Source organism: Paenibacillus sp. FSL P4-0338 (assembly GCF_038002365.1).
Lineage (GTDB): Bacteria > Bacillota > Bacilli > Paenibacillales > Paenibacillaceae > Paenibacillus_AQ.
Window position 1 is genome coordinate 420,486 of sequence record NZ_JBBOCG010000001.1, and the last position, 16,948, is coordinate 437,433.

At 55.0% G+C, this 16,948-nt stretch carries 19 protein-coding genes; 18 read left to right on the forward strand and 1 reads right to left on the reverse strand.

What is annotated here, in order from left to right; genetic code table 11:
• Positions 1-18: 18 nt before the first annotated feature.
• From rpmG to MKZ07_RS01760, 8 genes are all read left to right on the forward strand, one after another.
• Positions 19-168, forward strand: a complete 150-nt coding sequence (gene rpmG, locus MKZ07_RS01725; RefSeq protein WP_036702285.1) for a 50S ribosomal protein L33 — start codon at positions 19-21, stop codon at positions 166-168.
• 48 nt (positions 169-216) lie between these two features.
• A complete protein-coding gene (locus MKZ07_RS01730; protein ID WP_036702283.1) occupies positions 217-1,425 on the forward strand; it encodes a GTP-binding protein in 1,209 nt (402 codons plus the stop codon).
• A 525-nt stretch (positions 1,426-1,950) separates the two neighbouring features.
• Positions 1,951-2,658: a metal ABC transporter ATP-binding protein gene (locus tag MKZ07_RS01735; protein WP_036702282.1), complete on the forward strand. Its 708-nt coding sequence runs from the start codon at positions 1,951-1,953 to the stop codon at positions 2,656-2,658.
• Entirely contained in the window at positions 2,604-3,464 is an 861-nt protein-coding gene (locus tag MKZ07_RS01740) for a metal ABC transporter permease (RefSeq protein WP_036702281.1), read from the forward strand. Before MKZ07_RS01735 ends, MKZ07_RS01740 begins: the two co-directional genes overlap by 55 nt.
• On the forward strand, positions 3,461-4,645 hold the full coding sequence (locus MKZ07_RS01745) for a metal ABC transporter substrate-binding protein (protein WP_341024156.1): 1,185 nt from the start codon (positions 3,461-3,463) through the stop codon (positions 4,643-4,645). The genes MKZ07_RS01740 and MKZ07_RS01745 overlap by 4 nt, the downstream gene beginning before the upstream one ends.
• Positions 4,646-4,666: 21 nt before the next feature.
• Complete coding sequence (rpsN, locus tag MKZ07_RS01750) at positions 4,667-4,936, forward strand: 30S ribosomal protein S14 (RefSeq protein ID WP_036702280.1); 270 nt, start codon at positions 4,667-4,669, stop codon at positions 4,934-4,936.
• 152 nt (positions 4,937-5,088) lie between these two features.
• The gene (locus tag MKZ07_RS01755; RefSeq protein ID WP_341024158.1) at positions 5,089-5,508 is read left to right on the forward strand and encodes a DUF6157 family protein; all 420 of its coding nucleotides are present in this window, start codon (positions 5,089-5,091) and stop codon (positions 5,506-5,508) included.
• A gap of 49 nt (positions 5,509-5,557) precedes the next feature.
• The gene (locus MKZ07_RS01760; protein ID WP_341024159.1) at positions 5,558-6,181 is read left to right on the forward strand and encodes a class I SAM-dependent methyltransferase; all 624 of its coding nucleotides are present in this window, start codon (positions 5,558-5,560) and stop codon (positions 6,179-6,181) included.
• A gap of 115 nt (positions 6,182-6,296) precedes the next feature.
• Here the strand turns inward: MKZ07_RS01760 and MKZ07_RS01765 are convergent, their stop codons facing one another.
• On the reverse strand, positions 6,297-6,881 hold the full coding sequence (locus tag MKZ07_RS01765) for a helix-turn-helix domain-containing protein (protein WP_036702276.1): 585 nt from the start codon (positions 6,879-6,881) through the stop codon (positions 6,297-6,299).
• Between the two features lie 199 nt (positions 6,882-7,080).
• On the opposite strand from MKZ07_RS01765, the gene MKZ07_RS01770 reads away from it, so the two are divergent.
• The 10 genes from MKZ07_RS01770 to MKZ07_RS01815 all read left to right on the forward strand — a co-directional run bounded on the left by MKZ07_RS01770 (position 7,081) and on the right by MKZ07_RS01815 (position 16,932).
• Positions 7,081-7,368 (forward strand): Dabb family protein, encoded by a 288-nt coding sequence (locus MKZ07_RS01770; RefSeq protein ID WP_036702274.1) that lies wholly within the window; start codon positions 7,081-7,083, stop codon positions 7,366-7,368.
• Positions 7,369-7,587: 219 nt separating this feature from the next.
• A complete protein-coding gene (locus MKZ07_RS01775; RefSeq protein WP_036702273.1) occupies positions 7,588-8,028 on the forward strand; it encodes a DUF86 domain-containing protein in 441 nt (146 codons plus the stop codon).
• A gap of 44 nt (positions 8,029-8,072) precedes the next feature.
• Positions 8,073-8,738 (forward strand): helix-turn-helix transcriptional regulator, encoded by a 666-nt coding sequence (locus MKZ07_RS01780; protein WP_036702271.1) that lies wholly within the window; start codon positions 8,073-8,075, stop codon positions 8,736-8,738.
• A gap of 99 nt (positions 8,739-8,837) precedes the next feature.
• A complete protein-coding gene (locus tag MKZ07_RS01785) occupies positions 8,838-9,317 on the forward strand; it encodes a YtxH domain-containing protein (protein ID WP_084649125.1) in 480 nt (159 codons plus the stop codon).
• A 224-nt stretch (positions 9,318-9,541) separates the two neighbouring features.
• Positions 9,542-10,348 (forward strand): glutamate racemase, encoded by an 807-nt coding sequence (gene racE, locus MKZ07_RS01790; RefSeq protein ID WP_036702270.1) that lies wholly within the window; start codon positions 9,542-9,544, stop codon positions 10,346-10,348.
• Positions 10,349-10,601: 253 nt separating this feature from the next.
• On the forward strand, positions 10,602-11,810 hold the full coding sequence (locus MKZ07_RS01795) for a M14 family zinc carboxypeptidase (RefSeq protein WP_341024162.1): 1,209 nt from the start codon (positions 10,602-10,604) through the stop codon (positions 11,808-11,810).
• 466 nt (positions 11,811-12,276) lie between these two features.
• Positions 12,277-13,653 (forward strand): FAD-dependent oxidoreductase, encoded by a 1,377-nt coding sequence (locus MKZ07_RS01800; protein WP_341024163.1) that lies wholly within the window; start codon positions 12,277-12,279, stop codon positions 13,651-13,653.
• Entirely contained in the window at positions 13,650-14,588 is a 939-nt protein-coding gene (locus tag MKZ07_RS01805) for a carbohydrate ABC transporter permease (RefSeq protein ID WP_036702264.1), read from the forward strand. Before MKZ07_RS01800 ends, MKZ07_RS01805 begins: the two co-directional genes overlap by 4 nt.
• A gap of 25 nt (positions 14,589-14,613) precedes the next feature.
• Positions 14,614-15,450 carry a carbohydrate ABC transporter permease gene (locus MKZ07_RS01810; protein WP_036702263.1) on the forward strand — a complete coding sequence of 279 codons (837 nt, stop codon included), beginning with the start codon at positions 14,614-14,616 and terminating at the stop codon, positions 15,448-15,450.
• Between the two features lie 102 nt (positions 15,451-15,552).
• Entirely contained in the window at positions 15,553-16,932 is a 1,380-nt protein-coding gene (locus tag MKZ07_RS01815; RefSeq protein WP_051494122.1) for an ABC transporter substrate-binding protein, read from the forward strand.
• The last annotated feature ends 16 nt before the right edge of the window (positions 16,933-16,948 follow it).

Sequence of the window (16,948 nt, forward strand, 5' to 3'; positions counted from 1 at the left end):
GAAAGGAGCAAGATGGAGATGAGAGTAATCGTTACCTTGGCCTGTACGGAGACGGGCGACCGCAACTATACCACCACGAAGAATAAGAGGACGACACCGGAACGCCTTGAGATGAGAAAATATTGCCCGCGCCTGAAGCGCATCACGCTGCACCGGGAGACCCGCTAAGCTGATTAGCCGCGCTATTCTGAAAATATAATATACAAGGAGACTACAATGGACAAAATTCCTGTAACAGTGCTAAGCGGATACCTTGGCTCCGGCAAGACTACCCTGCTCAATCATATTTTGCATAACCGTGAGGGCTTGAAGGTAGCCGTTATCGTCAATGATATGAGTGAAGTGAACGTGGATGCGAATCTGGTAAAATCCGGCAGCAGCCTCTCCCGCACAGAGGAGAAGCTGGTGGAGATGTCCAATGGCTGCATCTGCTGCACCCTCCGCGATGACCTGCTGCGCGAAGTGAATCATCTCGCCTCGGAGGGGCGTTTTGATTACATTCTGATTGAATCCTCCGGCATCAGTGAGCCGGTCCCGGTGGCCCAGACCTTCACTTACCCGAACCCTGAGCTGGATATCGACCTGACCGAGCTGGCCCGGCTGGATACGATGGTGACGGTGGTCGATGCCAATCGCTTCTGGCATGATTTCGCCTCGGGCGACAGTCTGCTGGACCGCAATATGACGGCGGGTGAAGGCGACTTCCGGGATATCGTCGATCTGCTGATCGATCAGATCGAGACCTGTGATGTGCTGCTGCTTAACAAGTGTGATCTGGTGGAGGAGGTGGAGCTTAACAAGCTGGAGGCGGTTCTGCGCAGACTTCAGCCGCGGGCGAAGATCATTCGCACGGTGAATGCACAAGTGGAGCTATCCGAGATTCTGAATACGGGATTATTCGATTTCGAACAGACTAGCCAGTCATCCGGCTGGATCGCTGAGCTTGCCAAGGAGGAACACACACCGGAGACTGAGGAATACGGCATTACCTCCTTCGTCTACCGCCGGAGAGCGCCGTTCCAGCCGCAGCGGCTGAGCTTCTTCTTCAGTAACTGGCCCTCTGAGGTCGTCCGGGCAAAAGGACTGGTCTGGCTGGCGGCCAGCGGTGATCTGGCAGCGACCATCAGCCAGGCGGGGCCGTCCATCCAGTTCGGTCCCGCCGGTTATTGGCTGGCTACCCTGCCGGAGGAGCAGCAGCAGGAGGTGCTGGCTGCGGAACCGGATGTGCTGGCGAAGTGGGACGGGCAGTGGGGAGACCGGCTGAACGAGATCGTCTTCATCGGAGTCCAGATGAACCGTGAGGATATCGAAGCCCGCCTGGACCGCTGCCTGCTGACTGCAGAGGAGATGCAGCAGGACTGGACGGCATTCAACAACCCGCTTCCTTGGCCCGTCGAGGAACTGCTTGCGGCGGGGCAGGAATAACTGCTTCTGTAATTGATAGTCTGAAAAGCCGGAATCCGCACAAAGGATTCCGGCTTTGTGCTGGTTAGGGAGTAGTTGCCGCGAAGGTAGGTGGAGCAAATGCGAATGTATGCGAAAAACCAAATACATTGTTTAGGCGCAGATGCGCATAGGCCGAATGTATGCGCTCTGAATGGCTTGGAGTTTGATGTTTTGCCGCACACTGGATTAAGTCGAAGAGGGTTAATCAGTGCGATTACGATTAATTTGAAGATTTGGGTTTACAAATCGTAATGATTACGATAATATCAATGGAGTTGAAATATAAATCGTAAATATTACGAATAAAATCAATGCCTAATTTCTTTGTTTAATCCGTGGAACATACTTGGACCAAACCAACAAGTGGTCCAACACCAGACGCAGCAATAACTACGGCAGCAGCCGTAGGACCAAGCTCGAAACCAAGCACAGAATTAGGAATAGAATCAGGCACGGGAGCGTGATTACAGCGCACGGCGGGCCGACAAGAGAGGGGGAGGAATAATGATTTTGTCATCCATCAGGGATGTGGTGTTCGGTTACGGGGATGAGCCGGTCATTGACCGCTTGTCGCTGGATCTGGAGGCCGGACAGTTCATAGGGATTACCGGACCGAACGGAGCAGCGAAGACTACGCTGCTGAAGCTGATGCTGGGCCTGTTGAAGCCCTGGAGTGGAACGGTCACTCTGAACCGGGAAATTACCGGAGGAGGCAGGCTCAAGGTCGGCTATGTGCCGCAGCAGGTAGCCTCCTTCAATGCCGGATTTCCGAGCAAGGTGATTGAGCTGGTCCGTTCCGGCTGTTATTCAGGGCTGGGATTGTTCCGCCGCTTCACTAAGGAGCAGGAGGCGCTTGTAGAGAGCAGCCTGCGGCAGGTGGAGATGTGGGAGTACCGTAACCGGAGAATCGGCGAGCTGTCCGGCGGACAGAAGCAGCGGATCTGTATCGCCCGTGCGCTGGCCCAGCAGCCGCAGGTGCTGGTGCTTGATGAGCCGGTAACGGGGATGGATGCTGCCAGCCGCATCGGGTTCTACGAGCTGATGCGGCATTATGTCAGCCGCCATGGCTGGACCGTCATTATGGTTACACACGGCCTGGAAGAGACAAGTTCTTATCTGGATACCGTGATTACGCTAGAACGCAAGGAGCAGGAGGGTTGGACATGCTTGGTTACGAATTCATGCAACGCGCATTTTGGGCAGGAGGCCTGATCGGACTAATCGGACCTTTGCTGGGAGTGTATCTGATGCTGCGCAGGCAGGTGCTGATGGCGGATACATTGTCTCATGTCTCCCTTGCCGGAGTTGCCCTGGGTTCCGTACTGGGATGGAATCCAGCTCTTAGCGGCTTTGTTGTAGCTGTAGCAGGAGGGCTGATTATTGAACAGCTGCGCCGCTCTTACCGTACATACAGCGAACTTCCGGTAGCCATTATTATGACCTCCGGCCTGGCACTGGCTGTCGTGCTGATGAGTCTGAAGCAGAATCTGACCAAGAGCTTCAGCTCTTATCTGTTCGGCTCCATCGTTGCCGTAAGCGATACTCAGCTTAAGCTGATTGCCGTGGTGGCCGCAGCCGGTCTACTCTACTTCATCATTCTGCGCCGCCCGCTGTACAGCCTGACCTTCGACGAAGAGACCGCCGCTATCAGCGGTGTCCATACCGGGTGGTTGTCCTTTTCGTTCGCTGTCCTAACCGGCATGACCGTTGCCGCAGCCATGCCGGTGGTGGGAGTACTGCTTGTATCGGCTCTGATTGTGCTTCCCGCCTCCATTGCGCTGCGGATGGCCTCAGGCTTCACGGCAGCTATCATAATCTCCGTCAGCGTGGGGCTGACCGGTGTGTTCAGCGGACTTACAGCTTCCTACTATATCAACACGCCTCCAGGAGGCACGATTGCACTTATTCTGCTGTTATTTCTGCTGCTGGCCATTGCGGTGCAGAAGCTGATCAGGCTGCGCAGCCGCAGCCAGTATTCATCTCAAGCTAATGAAGAAAAGGGGTCTCACAACATATGATGAATTTCAAATCCATAGCAAAGTCCAATTCGGCAGCACCGTCCACATTCAGAATCCGTCATCTTGCCGCCTTGTCCCTGACCGCCATGCTGGTGATCTCCGGCTGCGGCAACAATACTGCGACTAAGTCCGCTTCTACCAGTAGTCCGGCGGCAACACCAGCGGCTACGGCCGAAGCTTCGTCTATACCGGCAGCGGATAAATTGAACATTAAGGTCAGCTTTTACCCGATGTATGAATTTACAAAAAGCATTACCGGCGATCTTGCCAATGTGGAGGTACTGGTTCCGCCCGGGGTCGAGCCGCATGACTGGGAACCAACCGCGAAGGATATGGCCGATATTTCGGATGCAGATGTGCTTGTCTATAATGGGGCAGGCTTGGAAGGCTGGGCGCAGCAGGTTGTGGACGGTGCGGACGGAGGCGCTCTGATTACGATAGAGGCGAGTAAAGGACTCCAGATTACTGAAGGAACAGAACATGAACATGAGCACAGCCATGAGGAGGAAGCTGCGGGTGAAGCGGACCATGATCATGACCATCATGATGAATCCACAGCCGAAGGAAGCGGTCACGGCCATTCCCATAATGATTCCGCTGCCGGCGAAGCAGACCACGATCATGACCACGGCCACGACCATGACCACGATCATGGCGGGCTTGATCCTCATGTATGGCTGGACCCGGTGATGGCTATCCAGGAGGTTAAGACCATTGAAGCAGCACTCTCCGCAGCTTTTCCCGGAAATGCAGCGGCCTTCCACGCTAACAGCGATGCTTATATCGCCAAGCTGGAGAAGCTGGATCAGGATTTCAGAGCCGGGCTTCAGGACACGAAGCGCAAGGACTTTATTACCCAGCATGCCGCCTTTGGTTATCTGGCACAGCAATATGGCTTGACGCAGGTGCCGATTGCCGGACTGTCGCCGGAGCAGGAGCCGTCTGCTGCACAGATGGCTAAGATTGTGGAGTTCGCCAAGGCGAATAAGGTGACTTCGATCTTTTTTGAGACCTTGGTCTCCTCCAGTGTCGCCGATACTATTGCCCAGGAAATAGGAGCTAAGACCGCTGTTCTGAATCCAATCGAAGGATTAACAGAGGAAGACGCTGCCCGTAATCTAGATTACCTAGGTCTGATGCGGCAGAATCTTGAAGCGCTGATCCAGGCATTGAACGAATAATAACGAAGGAGCTGATCTATAGTGGCCAAGAAATCCAAGGTTGTGAAGGAACTGAAGCGGCAGGAGCTGGTGGCGAAGTACGCTGACAAGCGCAGAGAGCTGAAGGCGGCAGGCGATATAATTGCACTGCAGAAGCTGCCCCGGGATTCCTCAGCCACCCGCCAAAAGAACAGATGCAGCGTGTCCGGCAGACCGCGCGGCTATCTGAGTACATTCAAGGTATCCCGGATCGTCTTCCGCGAGCTGGCGCATAAGGGGCAAATTCCGGGCGTTACCAAGTCCAGCTGGTAGGCTGTTAACTTCATAGATGCTATAACGGCAAGGCGGCTGATCTCTCTGTGCTACAGGAGCCAGCCGTCTTGCTGTGTCCATAGACTTTGCCGGATCGGGTAGAGTGGACTATGATAGGAGGATAGTATTGTCCTACAGAAGGAGGCTTACCTATGAGCTATACCGATACTTTTATCCGGATTGCAGATGATTGCCCGGTGGAGACCGGAACCATCCCTGTCTCTGATCGTCCGCTCCCGCCTGCTCATGTTATCCAGTATCATCTGCTGGCCGGCTCACCTTACCGTTATAACCATGAAGAACTGCTGTACCAGGTGTATGTGCGGCACAAGGCCATTCCCGAAGAAGAGCGTGAATCGCGCCGGGAGGAGATCTGTGCAGCGCTGTTTTCGAAGAATCATCCGTGCCTGCGGGCCTCCATGCTGCCCAAGAAATACGGCTGGGGTATCCACTACGATGCTGAGGGGAAGATTGCACTCTATGCCAAAGAGTCTCCAGAGTATGATTATTACACTACCGGGGATGAAGCTGGAGTGAAGCTGCTGAATGCCATGCGGAATAAGCGGCGTTAATCTTTAGACCACGCAGGATCATATTCTGAACACAGAAAGAAGGAACAGCATGACAGAGTACTGGAGTAAAAGATTTGCACAGGAGGGGATGATCTGGGGGAGTGAGCCCAGCCCGTCGGCAGAATGGGCGAAGCGGAAATTTCAGAAGGCAGGAGTATCCACTGTGCTTGTTCCGGGTGCAGGGTATGGGCGGAATACCAAGGTATTCTCTGCTGATTTTACAGTATACGGCATAGAGTTAAGTGAGCCGGCGCTGGAGCTGGGCGAAGCATGGGACCCAGGAACGAGCTTTATTGCAGGCTCGGCGCTGGAGCCTCAGCTTGGGCAGCCTGTAGATGCTGTCTACTGCTACGATGTTCTGCATTTATTCCTCGAAGAGGACCGCCGCAGGCTGATTGAGGCCAGTCTCAGTCAGGTCAAGACCGGAGGACTGCTCTATTTCACCAGCTTCTCCGATGAAGACCCCAATAACGGCTGCGGAAGAGAGTTGGAGCCGGGCACCTTTGAATACAAAGAGGATAAATATGCCCACTTCTTCAGCGATGCCGATTTGCGGGAGCATTTTGCAGGGACGGAGATTCTGGAGACAGGTTCCTTTAGCGAATCACTACAGAGCCCGCAAGGCGGGACTCATGAATACATACTAAGAACGATCCTTGCGCTCAAACGGTAACTGCCTTCTGCGTAAGAAACGTCAACATGGCCCCTCTCTGAGGCGAGAAGGACCTTACTGTGAAACTGATGCTGTGCGTGTTCCCTAATCATTCTGCGGCTTCCTATTAATGAAGTTAATGCAGCTCGCAGTCGGCGAACAGGATATGCCGCGGAATGCGGAAGAAATTCTCGGCTTTCTCTTGCAGGGCCAATGTAGGCAGATGACAATGATGCAGCCACTTGCGGAAGGTGCCGGGATGGACGCCGATCCAGATGCTGACATCGGTTACAGAGAAATCATAAACCATGCAGAGTCCGGTCAGAATCGCGTTATGCTGCGGTGAATGGGCGAGCGTTCTTTTCATGAAACGGGATGGGGTCGGCTGGCACACAATCGGACTTTGCCGCAGAAGAGCTTCGTTGAACAGGATATGGGGCGGATAGCCTAAATGGCGGCAGACCTTGTCCAGATTGGTTCTGGAGGGAATACGTCCTTCATATACCCATGCGCTTACGCTGCGTGAGGAAACGGAGAGCTCTTCTGCAAGCCGGGAGAGCTTCATGTCCTTGGCCATCAGGATGGCCAGCAGAACGCGGTTGCGGATCTGGCTGCGTTTGGGGCGGCGAAATCTTTTGACCCGTACGCCTTGTCCAAGATATTTGCGGTTGATCAGAGACCAGGCCTGAATTTTATGTGTTTCTTGCTGATTTTTAGCCATAATACCTCCGGGTGTACTGATTTAATGAAGTGACGGATCATCTAGTTTAGCTGTAATGACTTTACCATTTCATCACGGCATTCGTCCAGAGTACAAAGCTCCTGTTTTGGTCATGAACCAAGATTGTTTCAGTAATGCTGCGGTTTATGATATATTTTTAGTAATCAATTTCACATTAAACAGGCTGGGAGCGGGATAGATGATCAAGCATATTGTTTTCTTCAAATTAAAGGACCGGTCCCCGGACAAGGTCGCAGAGACTGTTGCAGTCCTCCGTAATATGGAAGGAAGAATTCCGCAGCTGTTGTCCATTGAAGTCGGAGCCGATCTGATTCACTCGGAGCGTTCGTTCGATATCGCCCTGGTCACCGTTGTGGCCTCGATGGAAGATCTGCAGGCGTATCAGGTGCATCCGGCCCACAAGGAAGTCATTGCCCATATTAACGAGGTCAAGGAACTGTCGGTAGCAGTCGATTACGAGATCTGAGACTGCATGTACTTGGAAGGCTGGAACCCATTAAGCACGGAAAGCGGTGAGCGGAATGCGCGAGCTTGAGTATCCGATGGAAGCATTGACGTATCTGATTGTTTTTATGGCGGCGTGTGTCGTGATGGTGTTCTGGCTGAAGCGCCGGGGCAGGCGGGGGAAATAACGGCAGTTCATGTTAGGGAAGGTCACTAAATACCGCAGGGTGGAGGGTCAGCTGTGTATTATGTCAACCGGAAGCAAATAGAAGTTATTCTTGAACAGATCCCTGATCTTAATGAAGGTCTAGCACATGCAGCTTCTTCCTGGGACGGCAGTACGCTGCTGGGTCTGGTGCAGGAACGGTGCTTACATCTGGCCGTTGAAGTCGTGACGGATGTGGGCAGCTGTCTGATTGACGGGTTCATTATGCGTGATGCAGGAAGCTACGAAGATATTATATCTATTATTCATGAGGAAAAGGTGCTGGGAGACAGCGGGATCTACGAGGATTTGACTTCGCTTGTGGCTTTGCGCAAGCCGCTGGTTCAGGATTATTTCGTGTGGGAACGCAAGAATCTGCACCCCATGACCCGGACGCTGCCGGATATTCTGGACAAATTCGCCTGTGAGGTGCGCCGGTATCTGGATCAGGAGCTGGGCAGCGGAGTCACGGGCTAGCTGAAGCCGGAGCCGTGTGCAATCAGACAGAAAGGAGGTCCTTTATGGCGAAGAAGAGTCAGGAGAGCGGTTCAACCCGGCGGATGATTATGACGCTGCTGAAGATGAGAGGTCCGCTGACGATCAGCGCTCTTGCTGAAGAGTTGGGAATTACCGAGATGGGTGTCCGCCGCCATGTGCTTCAGCTGGAGCAGGAGTCGCTTGTAAGGACCAAGGTCGTGCGCCAGGCCATGGGACGTCCGATGCATGTATATTCGCTTACCGAGCGGGCGGAGGATCATTTTCCCAAAAGCTATCACAATCTGGCGCTGGAGCTGCTGCGGGAGCTGGACCACGGGAGCGGTGTGGATGCGGTCAATATGCTGTTTGAAGGCCGTAAGCGGCGGATGCTTGCCCAGTACAGCCCTATGATGCAGAGCCGTGAGCTGGAGGAACGGGTTGCGGAGCTGTCAACGATTCAGAATGCCGGGGGCTATATGGCGGAGTGGAGCAAGGAAGAGGACGGCTCGTACACACTGCGGGAGTATAATTGTCCCATCCGTCAGGTAGCTGCCCAGTACCGCAAGGCCTGCCAGTGCGAGCAGCATTTGTTCGAGGAGCTGCTGGAGGCGAAGGTGACCCGCAGTGAGTGTATGGCGGAGGGCGGCCAATGCTGCCGGTATGCTATCACGCCGAATCCCAAGCAGAAAACTTCCGAAATCAAGGGCTGAGCAGTCACAGGACATCCTCTCTATGCTTATGATATAGCAGAAATAGGCGATCGCCCGGGTGGCCGGGCAGAGGCACAATAGAATCCAAAGGAGAGATTGATGATGAAAAAAGATAGCAAAAGCTTGCTCTGGGGCGTACTTGCCGGCAGTATTGTAGGATCGGTGACAGCGCTGCTGTTCGCCCCTAAGCCGGGTAAGGAGCTGCGTAAGGATATTGCCGAAGGCACAACGGAAGCGGTGGATAAGGTTCAGGTGATTGCCGGCCAAGCCAGCGAGAAGACTACAGAAATCTATGGTAAGGCTAAAGAAGCGGTTGTCTCGGTGGCGCATGAGGTGAAGGAATGGAGCAAGTCCGCTAAATGTGCGGTGGAAGAAGCCGATGTAGCCACAGTAAGCGGTATTGCTGAGCAGGCTGTAGAGGTCACAGATGCAGTGGAAGCTGTAAAAGATGAGATCGCTGCTTATGAAGCTGCGGAGCAAGCCGCCGTGGCTGACGCTGAGATCGAAGCTGTGACTGGTACAGATACAGCTGTAGCTGAAGCTATCGAGGATGGCAAGACCGCAGGGAAGCTGTCCTAAGCTTGATGTAAAAGATATGGAGCCGTTTTCCGCTGAACAGGCGGGAGGCGGCTTTTGCGTGTTACGGCAGGCTTCGGGTGGGTCTGTATTATGGCTCCTCTAGCTCCCTACTTGAACTGAACCGGCAAATGGGGTATTATCTGCAATTGGGGCTGAAATCCTGGTACACATTATTCCAGCCTTACATAAGCTACACAAAACGAGTTAAAGGATGCGGTGTGTTCGTGCAGCAGGCAATAGCAATATTAGACTCAGGTGTAGGAGGATTGACCGTTGTCAAGGAAGTGATGCGACAGCTCCCCCGGGAGAAAATCATCTATTTCGGCGATACGGCAAGAGCCCCGTACGGACCCCGTTCCACTGAGGAAGTGAAATTGTTCACTGAACAAATCGTGGACTACTTAATTCAATTTAATCCTAAAATGATCGTCATTGCTTGCAACACAGCAACAGCAGCAGCTCTTAATTATATCTCCGCCAAGGTAGCTATTCCTGTGATCGGAGTCATTCACCCCGGTGCCCGCGCTGCCATCAGCGCATCCAAGAGCGGACAGGTCGGCGTGATCGGCACAATTGGTACGATTACAAGCGGTGCCTATACGGCGGCGCTGAAGCAGCTGTCTCCCTTTGTTCAGGTGGTCAGCCAAGCCTGCCCGGCGCTTGTGCCCTTCGTAGAGCAGGGGTTATTCCGCTCGGAGGAGAGCCATCTGGCGGTGGCCGAATCACTGAACGGCATCAAGTATGAGCCGATTGACACGCTGATTCTCGGCTGCACTCATTATCCGTTCCTGGTCGAGCCGATCGGTAAGGTGATGGGACCCGGCGTCAAGCTGATCAGCTCGGCGGATGAGACGGCACGGGAGATCAGCACCATCCTCTACGATAAAGGCCAGCTGGCGCGCGGGGATGAGAGTCCGATTCACCAGTTCTTCTGCAGCGGAGATGCGGAGATCTTCCAGCGGATCGCCCGGGACTGGCTGGGCGAGCAGATCAGCCGGACACCTGTTGTATGGCAAGTATCCACTCTGTAGGATGAGAGCATTACAGCGGCGAACTGAATAGGGACAAACCCCTTGCAGGGAATGTCCGGAAGATGAGACCGGGAGGGCTTCCCGGTCTTTTGCTGCTGGATTCTTCGTGGACAGTTCTGCACACCTCCGAGTTGTTACATTTCCACATGACACGTTGCTGCTGCTCATATACTAGGCGTGAGGGCCGGTTCCCGCATGTCATCACGCAGGATGTAAGGGACGCAGGCACAAGAGGGCCAGGAGGATGAGACCTATGCAGCAATACATTGCCCGCAGGGGAGACACCGTAAGCCGTATCGCCGCAAGACACGGATTGACACCGGAGCATGTCATACAAGGAAATCCATGGGCTGGAAGCCAGCCCTACTTATATCCGGGCCAGGTGCTGTTCCTGCCGTCTGCACCGCGCAAGCGGTATGCGGTGCAGACGGGGGACGATGCGCAGAGCATCGCGTCCTTGTTCGGGGTGGGCGTAGATGAGCTGGAGATGCTGAATCCCGGGGTAAGCTCGGGACGCGTCTGCCTGCCGGGTAAGGTGCTGGTAATTCCGGCAGTCACCCGGGGGACAGCGGTCTATCTGCGCGGGGAATACGGCCCGGCTGAGGTAGAGGCGGATGCTGCAAGGCTTGCGGCCCGCTATTCTTGTGTCGGCAGCGAAGTTATAGGCCACAGTGTACTCGGCAAGCCGCTCCGCCTGCTGCGGATCGGCAGCGGCCCGCGCCACCTGCATGTGAATGCCGCGCTGCATGCCAACGAATGGCTGACGGCCCCATGTCTGATGCGCTTCATAGAAGAATATGCTGCCGCGTATGAATCAGGCAAGGACTGGCACGGACGTCAGCCTGCGGACTGGCACCGGGACTGGACGCTCTGGGCTGTGCCGATGGCGAATCCCGACGGCGTCGAACTGGTGCAGGAAGGGGCGATGCCGGACCATCCTCATTATGCGCAGCTGATGAGGTGGAACAGCGGCAGGCGCAGCTTCCGGCACTGGAAGGCGAACATCCGCGGCGTCGATCTGGGGGACCAGTTCCCCGCACACTGGGAGGAGGAACGTGCCCGGCGGCAGGTGCCCGGCCCGGCTCCGCGCGATTACAGCGGCCTTGCGCCGCTTAGTGAGCCGGAGGCGGCGGCGCTGGCGGCGCTGGCTGAGCGTGTTCCGGGCGATGCGGCCGTCTCGCTGCACAGCCAGGGGGCTGAGATCTACTGGAACTACCGGGGCTATGAGCCGCCGGAGAGTAAGGATTGGTCAGTTAAGCTGGCAGCGGCCAGCGGCTACCGGGCGGTGGAGTTGACCGGCAGCGACGCCGGGTACAAGGACTGGTTCATCGAGCGCTTCCGCAAGCCGGGCTTCACCGTCGAGCTGGGAGTGGGTAAGAATCCGCTGCCCCTGGCTGATTTTGAGGATATGGCGCTGGACACAGGCCTAATTCTCAGTGCGATTCTGTCAAATTTGAAATAAAAATGAAACAATCTCTGCAAATTTGCGTAAGATAACAGCAAAGGGCACGGCCGCAATCCTGACCAACTGATGCTTTGCGGCTGTATCCTTTTTTTGCGTGGGAATGAAGAGCACAAATGCCCCTGATATCGGCAAAAGTGGGCTAGGTGAGCAAATGAAGAGCAGAAGTGCCCCTGATTCCCGCCTCGCGCCGATTTTCTGCGGATTCAGGGGTATAAATCCCCCTGAATTCCTCAAAAGTGGGCCAGGTGAGCAAATGAAGTGTATAAATCCCTCTGAATCGGCTGATCATCCAACTCAGCCCCATCAGCCCGCCCACATCACCCCCAAAGAGTCAAAATAATACACATCAACCCGTATGAAAGCTATACCGTACTCACAAAAGTCTCTTGCTAAAATTAGTACATAGAAGAGTGGCAGACGGCTTCAGCACAAGAGGGATGTCTGCCGGGAAAGTGAGGGCCTTATGGAGAACGGAACATATACACTTAAAAGTAAACCCATCCCGCTGAATACCGCCTACGACGTCATTGTTGGCGGAGGCGGTCCGGCGGGCTGCGCCGCCGCAGCGGCGGCGGCAAGAGAAGGGGCGCGGACCCTGCTGGTTGAAGCGACCGGCAGCCTGGGCGGAATGGGAACCTCAGGCCTGGTACCGGCCTGGTGCCCCTTCTCAGATAAAGAGAAGATGGTCTACCGGGGTCTGGCGGCCAAGGTGTTCAATAATCTGAAAGCACAAATGCCGCACGTGCCGGAGGAAGCGATGGACTGGGTGCCGATCGAGCCGGAGAAGCTCAAGCGGGTCTATGACGATCTTGTCACGGAGTCCGGTGCGCATATCCTGTTCCTGACCACCCTTGCGGATGTGGACAGAGACGACAACGGCAACATCACCACCCTCCTCCTCCTGAACAAAGGAGGTCTGCAGGCCTTCCGCGCGGCTGTCTATGTCGATTGCACGGGGGACGGTGATGTCGCCGCATGGGCCGGAGCCGAGTACCAGATGGGGGACGAAGCGACCGGCGAGCTTCAGCCGGCGACCCACTGCTTCATCCTTGGCAACGTGGATGATTACGCTTATCAGAATGGGCCGAAGCTGCATGCGGAGAACCCGCACAGCCCGATCCATAAGGCTGTCCGGTCGGGGGAATATCCGGCAATTCCGGACACCCATTTGTGCAACAAACTGGTTGCTCCGCGTGCCGTAGGCTTCAATGCCGGGCATCTCTGGGGAGTCGATAATACGAATCCCTTCTCCGTATCCGGGGCACTGGTAGAGGGGCGTAAGCTGGCAGCTGCCTACCGGGATATGCTGGCCGCTGTGCACCCCGCAGCCTTCAGCAATGCGGTTGTCATGAGCACGGGTACACTGATCGGAACACGGGAATCCCGGCGGATTACTGGCGATTACGTTCTGACGGCGGAGGATTACATCTCCCGCCGGAGCTTTGAAAATGAGATCTGCCGCAACAGCTACTTCATCGATGTGCACGGCACACAGAAGGAGCAGCAGAGCGGCGTCGGGTCGAGCCAAGCCATTACGCTCTACGGGCCCGGAGAATCACACGGCATACCGTACCGCTGCCTTACGCCGCGCGGGCTGCGCAATGTGCTGGTCGCCGGCCGCTCGATCTCCTGCGACCGCAGGGTGCTCGGCAGCGTCCGGGTGATGCCAGTCTGTCTGGCGATGGGCGAAGCTGCCGGACTCGCTGCAGCCCTGGCTGCCGCTCATGGCGGCGGCGATGTGCATGCCGTGGATGTCTCCCGGCTGCGCAGCCGTCTGAAGGAAGAGGGCGGCTATCTGCCGGATATGGAAGCAGAAACTGCAGGGGAGAGAATACGATGAGTGAATCTGCGGTTACGCGAAAAACGGCCAAGCCCGCAGCCGGCACGTATTGGACGCGCAAGAGACGGGAGCAGCTCGCCGGATGGCTGTTCATTGCGCCGGAGGTCATCGGGATGCTGGTCATCGCGGTGTTCCCGCTGCTGTTCAGCCTGTTCCTCAGTCTGACGGAGTGGAATCTGGTCGGCGGGTTGTCGGCAATCAACTTTGTGGGCCTCGATAACTTTATCGAGCTGTTCAGGGACAACCGCTTCCTGCTGGCCCTGAAGAATAACGTACTGTTTACCGTGGGCACCGTGCCGGTCACGATGCTGTTGGGTGTAGTGCTCTCAGCGCTGATTCATAAGAAGCTGTATGCCAAGACGTTTTTCAAGGTCGCTTTTTTTGTACCGTATATCTGTTCCACGGTAGCCATCGCGGCAGTCTGGCAGGCACTCTACCATCCGTCCAAAGGGCCGGTCAATCAGATTCTGATGCAGCTTGGGGTCTCCGAACCGCCGCGCTGGCTGGTCGATACCAGCTTCTCGCTGATTGCCATTATGATTATCTATGTCTGGCAGCTGCTGGGCTATCAGATGATTATTTTCCTGGCGGGAATGACGAATATTCCCGAGGAGCTGTATGAGGCGGCGACAATTGACGGGGCAAGCGGGATCGGACAGTTCCGGCGGATTACGCTGCCGCTGCTGGGGCCGACTACCTTTTTCCTGGCGATCACGAGCACGATCTCTTCCTTCAAAATCTTCGATATGATAAAGTTCCTGACCAGCGGCGGTCCCAACTATTCCAGTACTGTTATCGTGTACCAGATCTATGAGGAAGGCTTCGAGCGCTTCAAAATGGGCTATGCCTCGGCAATGTCCTGGGTGCTGTTCCTGATCATTATGCTGGTGACCTCCATTACCTGGATGACCCAGAACCGTAAAGTCCATTACTAGCCCAAGGCGAAAGGAACGAAAGGCAATGACAATGAAAAAACTTAAGCCCGGCAATCTGATCTTCACGGTCCTGTTCGCTCTGTGCTCGGTATTCTTCCTGATGCCGCTGGTGTGGATGCTGTCGGCCGCCTCGAAGACGGAGAAGGAGGTCTGGACCTTCCCGATTCAGTGGATTCCTACGGACTGGAATCTAATCGCCAACTTCAAGGCGGTCTGGATGGGTGATGTGGCATTTGGATTATTCTATATGAACTCGCTCAAAATCGCCCTGATCTCCACCCTGGCGACCATCGTCATCTCGGCTATGGCCGGTTATGCGCTCGCTAAGCTGGATTTCAAAGGCCGGGCGCTGATCTTCACCCTGATGCTGGCATTCATGATGATTCCCGAGCAGGCCACGCTTGTTCCGCGCTATATTATGATTAAGGAGCTCGGCCTCTACGACTCTCATGCCGCGCTGATTCTGATGGGGATGTTCTCCAGCTACTTCACCTTCCTGCTGCGCCAGTTCATGATCGGCATTCATAATGATATGCTGGAAGCGGCCGAGCTGGACGGCGCCGGGTTCTTGCGCATCTTCTGGAGTGTCGTGCTGCCGCTGAGCCGCCCGATTCTGGCGACGGTTGGGATCATCAAGTTCATCTGGACCTGGAATGATTACCAGGGGCCGCTGATCATGCTGAATTCGACCAAGCTGTACACCATTCCGCTGGGGATGCAGTTCTTCAAGGAGGAATTCGGCACGCAGATCTCCGTCATGATGATGGCCTCCGTGGCTGCAATTCTGCCGCTGCTGGTCCTGTTCCTGATCCTCCAGAAGCAGGTCATTAACGGGATTGCCATTGGAGGCGTCAAAGGATAAAGGTCAAAAAAGTGTACGCGCACACCGCATAGCTGTACACGGTGTGCGCGGGGCTTCAATTGTATAATGAGCTTGCAAAACATAAAACTAGGGGGAATTGCTGTGAAGAAACTATCAATCATGCTCGCCAGTGTGATGCTTATGCTCTCGGTCACTGCGTGCGGCGGAAATGGCGGGAACGGGGCGGGCAGCTCAGCGGCCACCGATGCGCCGGGGTCTGCGTCAGCTGAACCGGGTACTGGAAGCAGCGGCACAGACGGGACGGCTGGCAAAGCCAAGATCAAATTCTACACCTTCAAAGCCGATAAGCCGGAAGAGCCCATCTACCAGGCCGTTCAGGCATATAACAAAGCTCAGGATAAAGTGGAAGTGGAATATGAATCCCTGGTCCAGAACAGCGACAGCACGGATTTCATGAAGAAGCTGGATATTCTGGTCGCAGGCGGTGAAGTGGTCGATGTGTTTATGACCGGGAACGAGGATGAGCTGCTGGAGCGTGCTTCGCGGGGAGTTGTGGAACCGCTTAATTCTTTTTTTGAACAGGAAAAGATCACTCCCGAGGATGAATATTCCAAGCTGCTGAAGCTGGAGGATAAGGTCTACGGCATTCTGCCCAGTTCCACGCAGTGGCTGACGGTCTTCAACAAGGATCACCTGGAAGCCGCAGGGCTGACCCTGCCTGAGATGGGCTGGACCTGGGATGATTTCCGCGACTATGCCAAGAAGCTGACCACTCCGGAGCATTACGGAACGTACTTCCACACTTGGGGCGAATATCCGAACATTATCGCATACACCGAGAAGCCGCATCCGCAGCTTAGCGCCGACTTGAAGCCGATTTTTGACGATCCGTCCTTCGAATACTTCTTCAACCTCCGCCGCACGATGGAGAAGGAAGATAAGAGCGCGGAGCCGTATGCCGATGTGCTGGCCTCGAACTATCATGTGCTGCAGCAATTTTTTGCCGGTAATGCCAGTATGCTTGCGGTGCCAAGCTATGCTGTCCGGGCGGCGCTGAATCTGGAGAAATTCCCGCATGAGTTCCAGAGCATGTACGCCCCGCTGCCGCGTTCGGTGGACAGTAAGGAGCTGGGCATGACGAATATTTCCGGCGGAGGCCTGGCCATGGGCGCGAAATCAGCGAACAAGGAAGCCTCGTACGACTTCATCCGCTGGATGTCGAAGGAATCCTACAAGTTCACCAAGGAGATTCCTTCGTTCAAGGGCGTGGACGGAGCGGAGCTGATCAACAGCTTTTTCGGGGAAAATACAGACCTGATCGATACCGCCTCCCTCACCAAGACGCTGTTCGATCCGAATATTAAAATGCCTGACTCCTTCAGCGTGCCGTACGGCAGCGAACTGAAAGCGATTGTGGAGAACGGCTTCGCCAGCTTCATTCTGGATAACCGCAGCTTCGATGAGGTCAAGAATGAGATGACAGCGGAAGTCGAGAAGGTAGTTTCTGCCAATCAGAAATAACGGATGAAGTGCAAGG

Excerpts from the sequence above, each read along its gene's own strand:
- MKZ07_RS01770 (WP_036702274.1), top strand. The coding sequence starts at position 7,081 with ATGATCAAGCATATTGTTTTCTTCAAATTAAAGGACCGGTCCCCGGAC.
- MKZ07_RS01800 (WP_341024163.1), top strand. The coding sequence starts at position 12,277 with ATGGAGAACGGAACATATACACTTAAAAGTAAACCCATCCCGCTGAAT.
- MKZ07_RS01765 (WP_036702276.1), bottom strand. The coding sequence starts at position 6,881 with ATGGCTAAAAATCAGCAAGAAACACATAAAATTCAGGCCTGGTCTCTG.
- MKZ07_RS01745 (WP_341024156.1), top strand. The coding sequence starts at position 3,461 with ATGATGAATTTCAAATCCATAGCAAAGTCCAATTCGGCAGCACCGTCC.
- MKZ07_RS01730 (WP_036702283.1), top strand. The coding sequence starts at position 217 with ATGGACAAAATTCCTGTAACAGTGCTAAGCGGATACCTTGGCTCCGGC.
- MKZ07_RS01760 (WP_341024159.1), top strand. The coding sequence starts at position 5,558 with ATGACAGAGTACTGGAGTAAAAGATTTGCACAGGAGGGGATGATCTGG.
- MKZ07_RS01785 (WP_084649125.1), top strand. The coding sequence starts at position 8,838 with ATGATGAAAAAAGATAGCAAAAGCTTGCTCTGGGGCGTACTTGCCGGC.
- MKZ07_RS01810 (WP_036702263.1), top strand. The coding sequence starts at position 14,614 with ATGACAATGAAAAAACTTAAGCCCGGCAATCTGATCTTCACGGTCCTG.
- MKZ07_RS01735 (WP_036702282.1), top strand. The coding sequence starts at position 1,951 with ATGATTTTGTCATCCATCAGGGATGTGGTGTTCGGTTACGGGGATGAG.
- rpmG (WP_036702285.1), top strand. The coding sequence starts at position 19 with ATGAGAGTAATCGTTACCTTGGCCTGTACGGAGACGGGCGACCGCAAC.
- MKZ07_RS01780 (WP_036702271.1), top strand. The coding sequence starts at position 8,073 with ATGGCGAAGAAGAGTCAGGAGAGCGGTTCAACCCGGCGGATGATTATG.
- MKZ07_RS01795 (WP_341024162.1), top strand. The coding sequence starts at position 10,602 with ATGCAGCAATACATTGCCCGCAGGGGAGACACCGTAAGCCGTATCGCC.
- MKZ07_RS01755 (WP_341024158.1), top strand. The coding sequence starts at position 5,089 with ATGAGCTATACCGATACTTTTATCCGGATTGCAGATGATTGCCCGGTG.
- MKZ07_RS01805 (WP_036702264.1), top strand. The coding sequence starts at position 13,650 with ATGAGTGAATCTGCGGTTACGCGAAAAACGGCCAAGCCCGCAGCCGGC.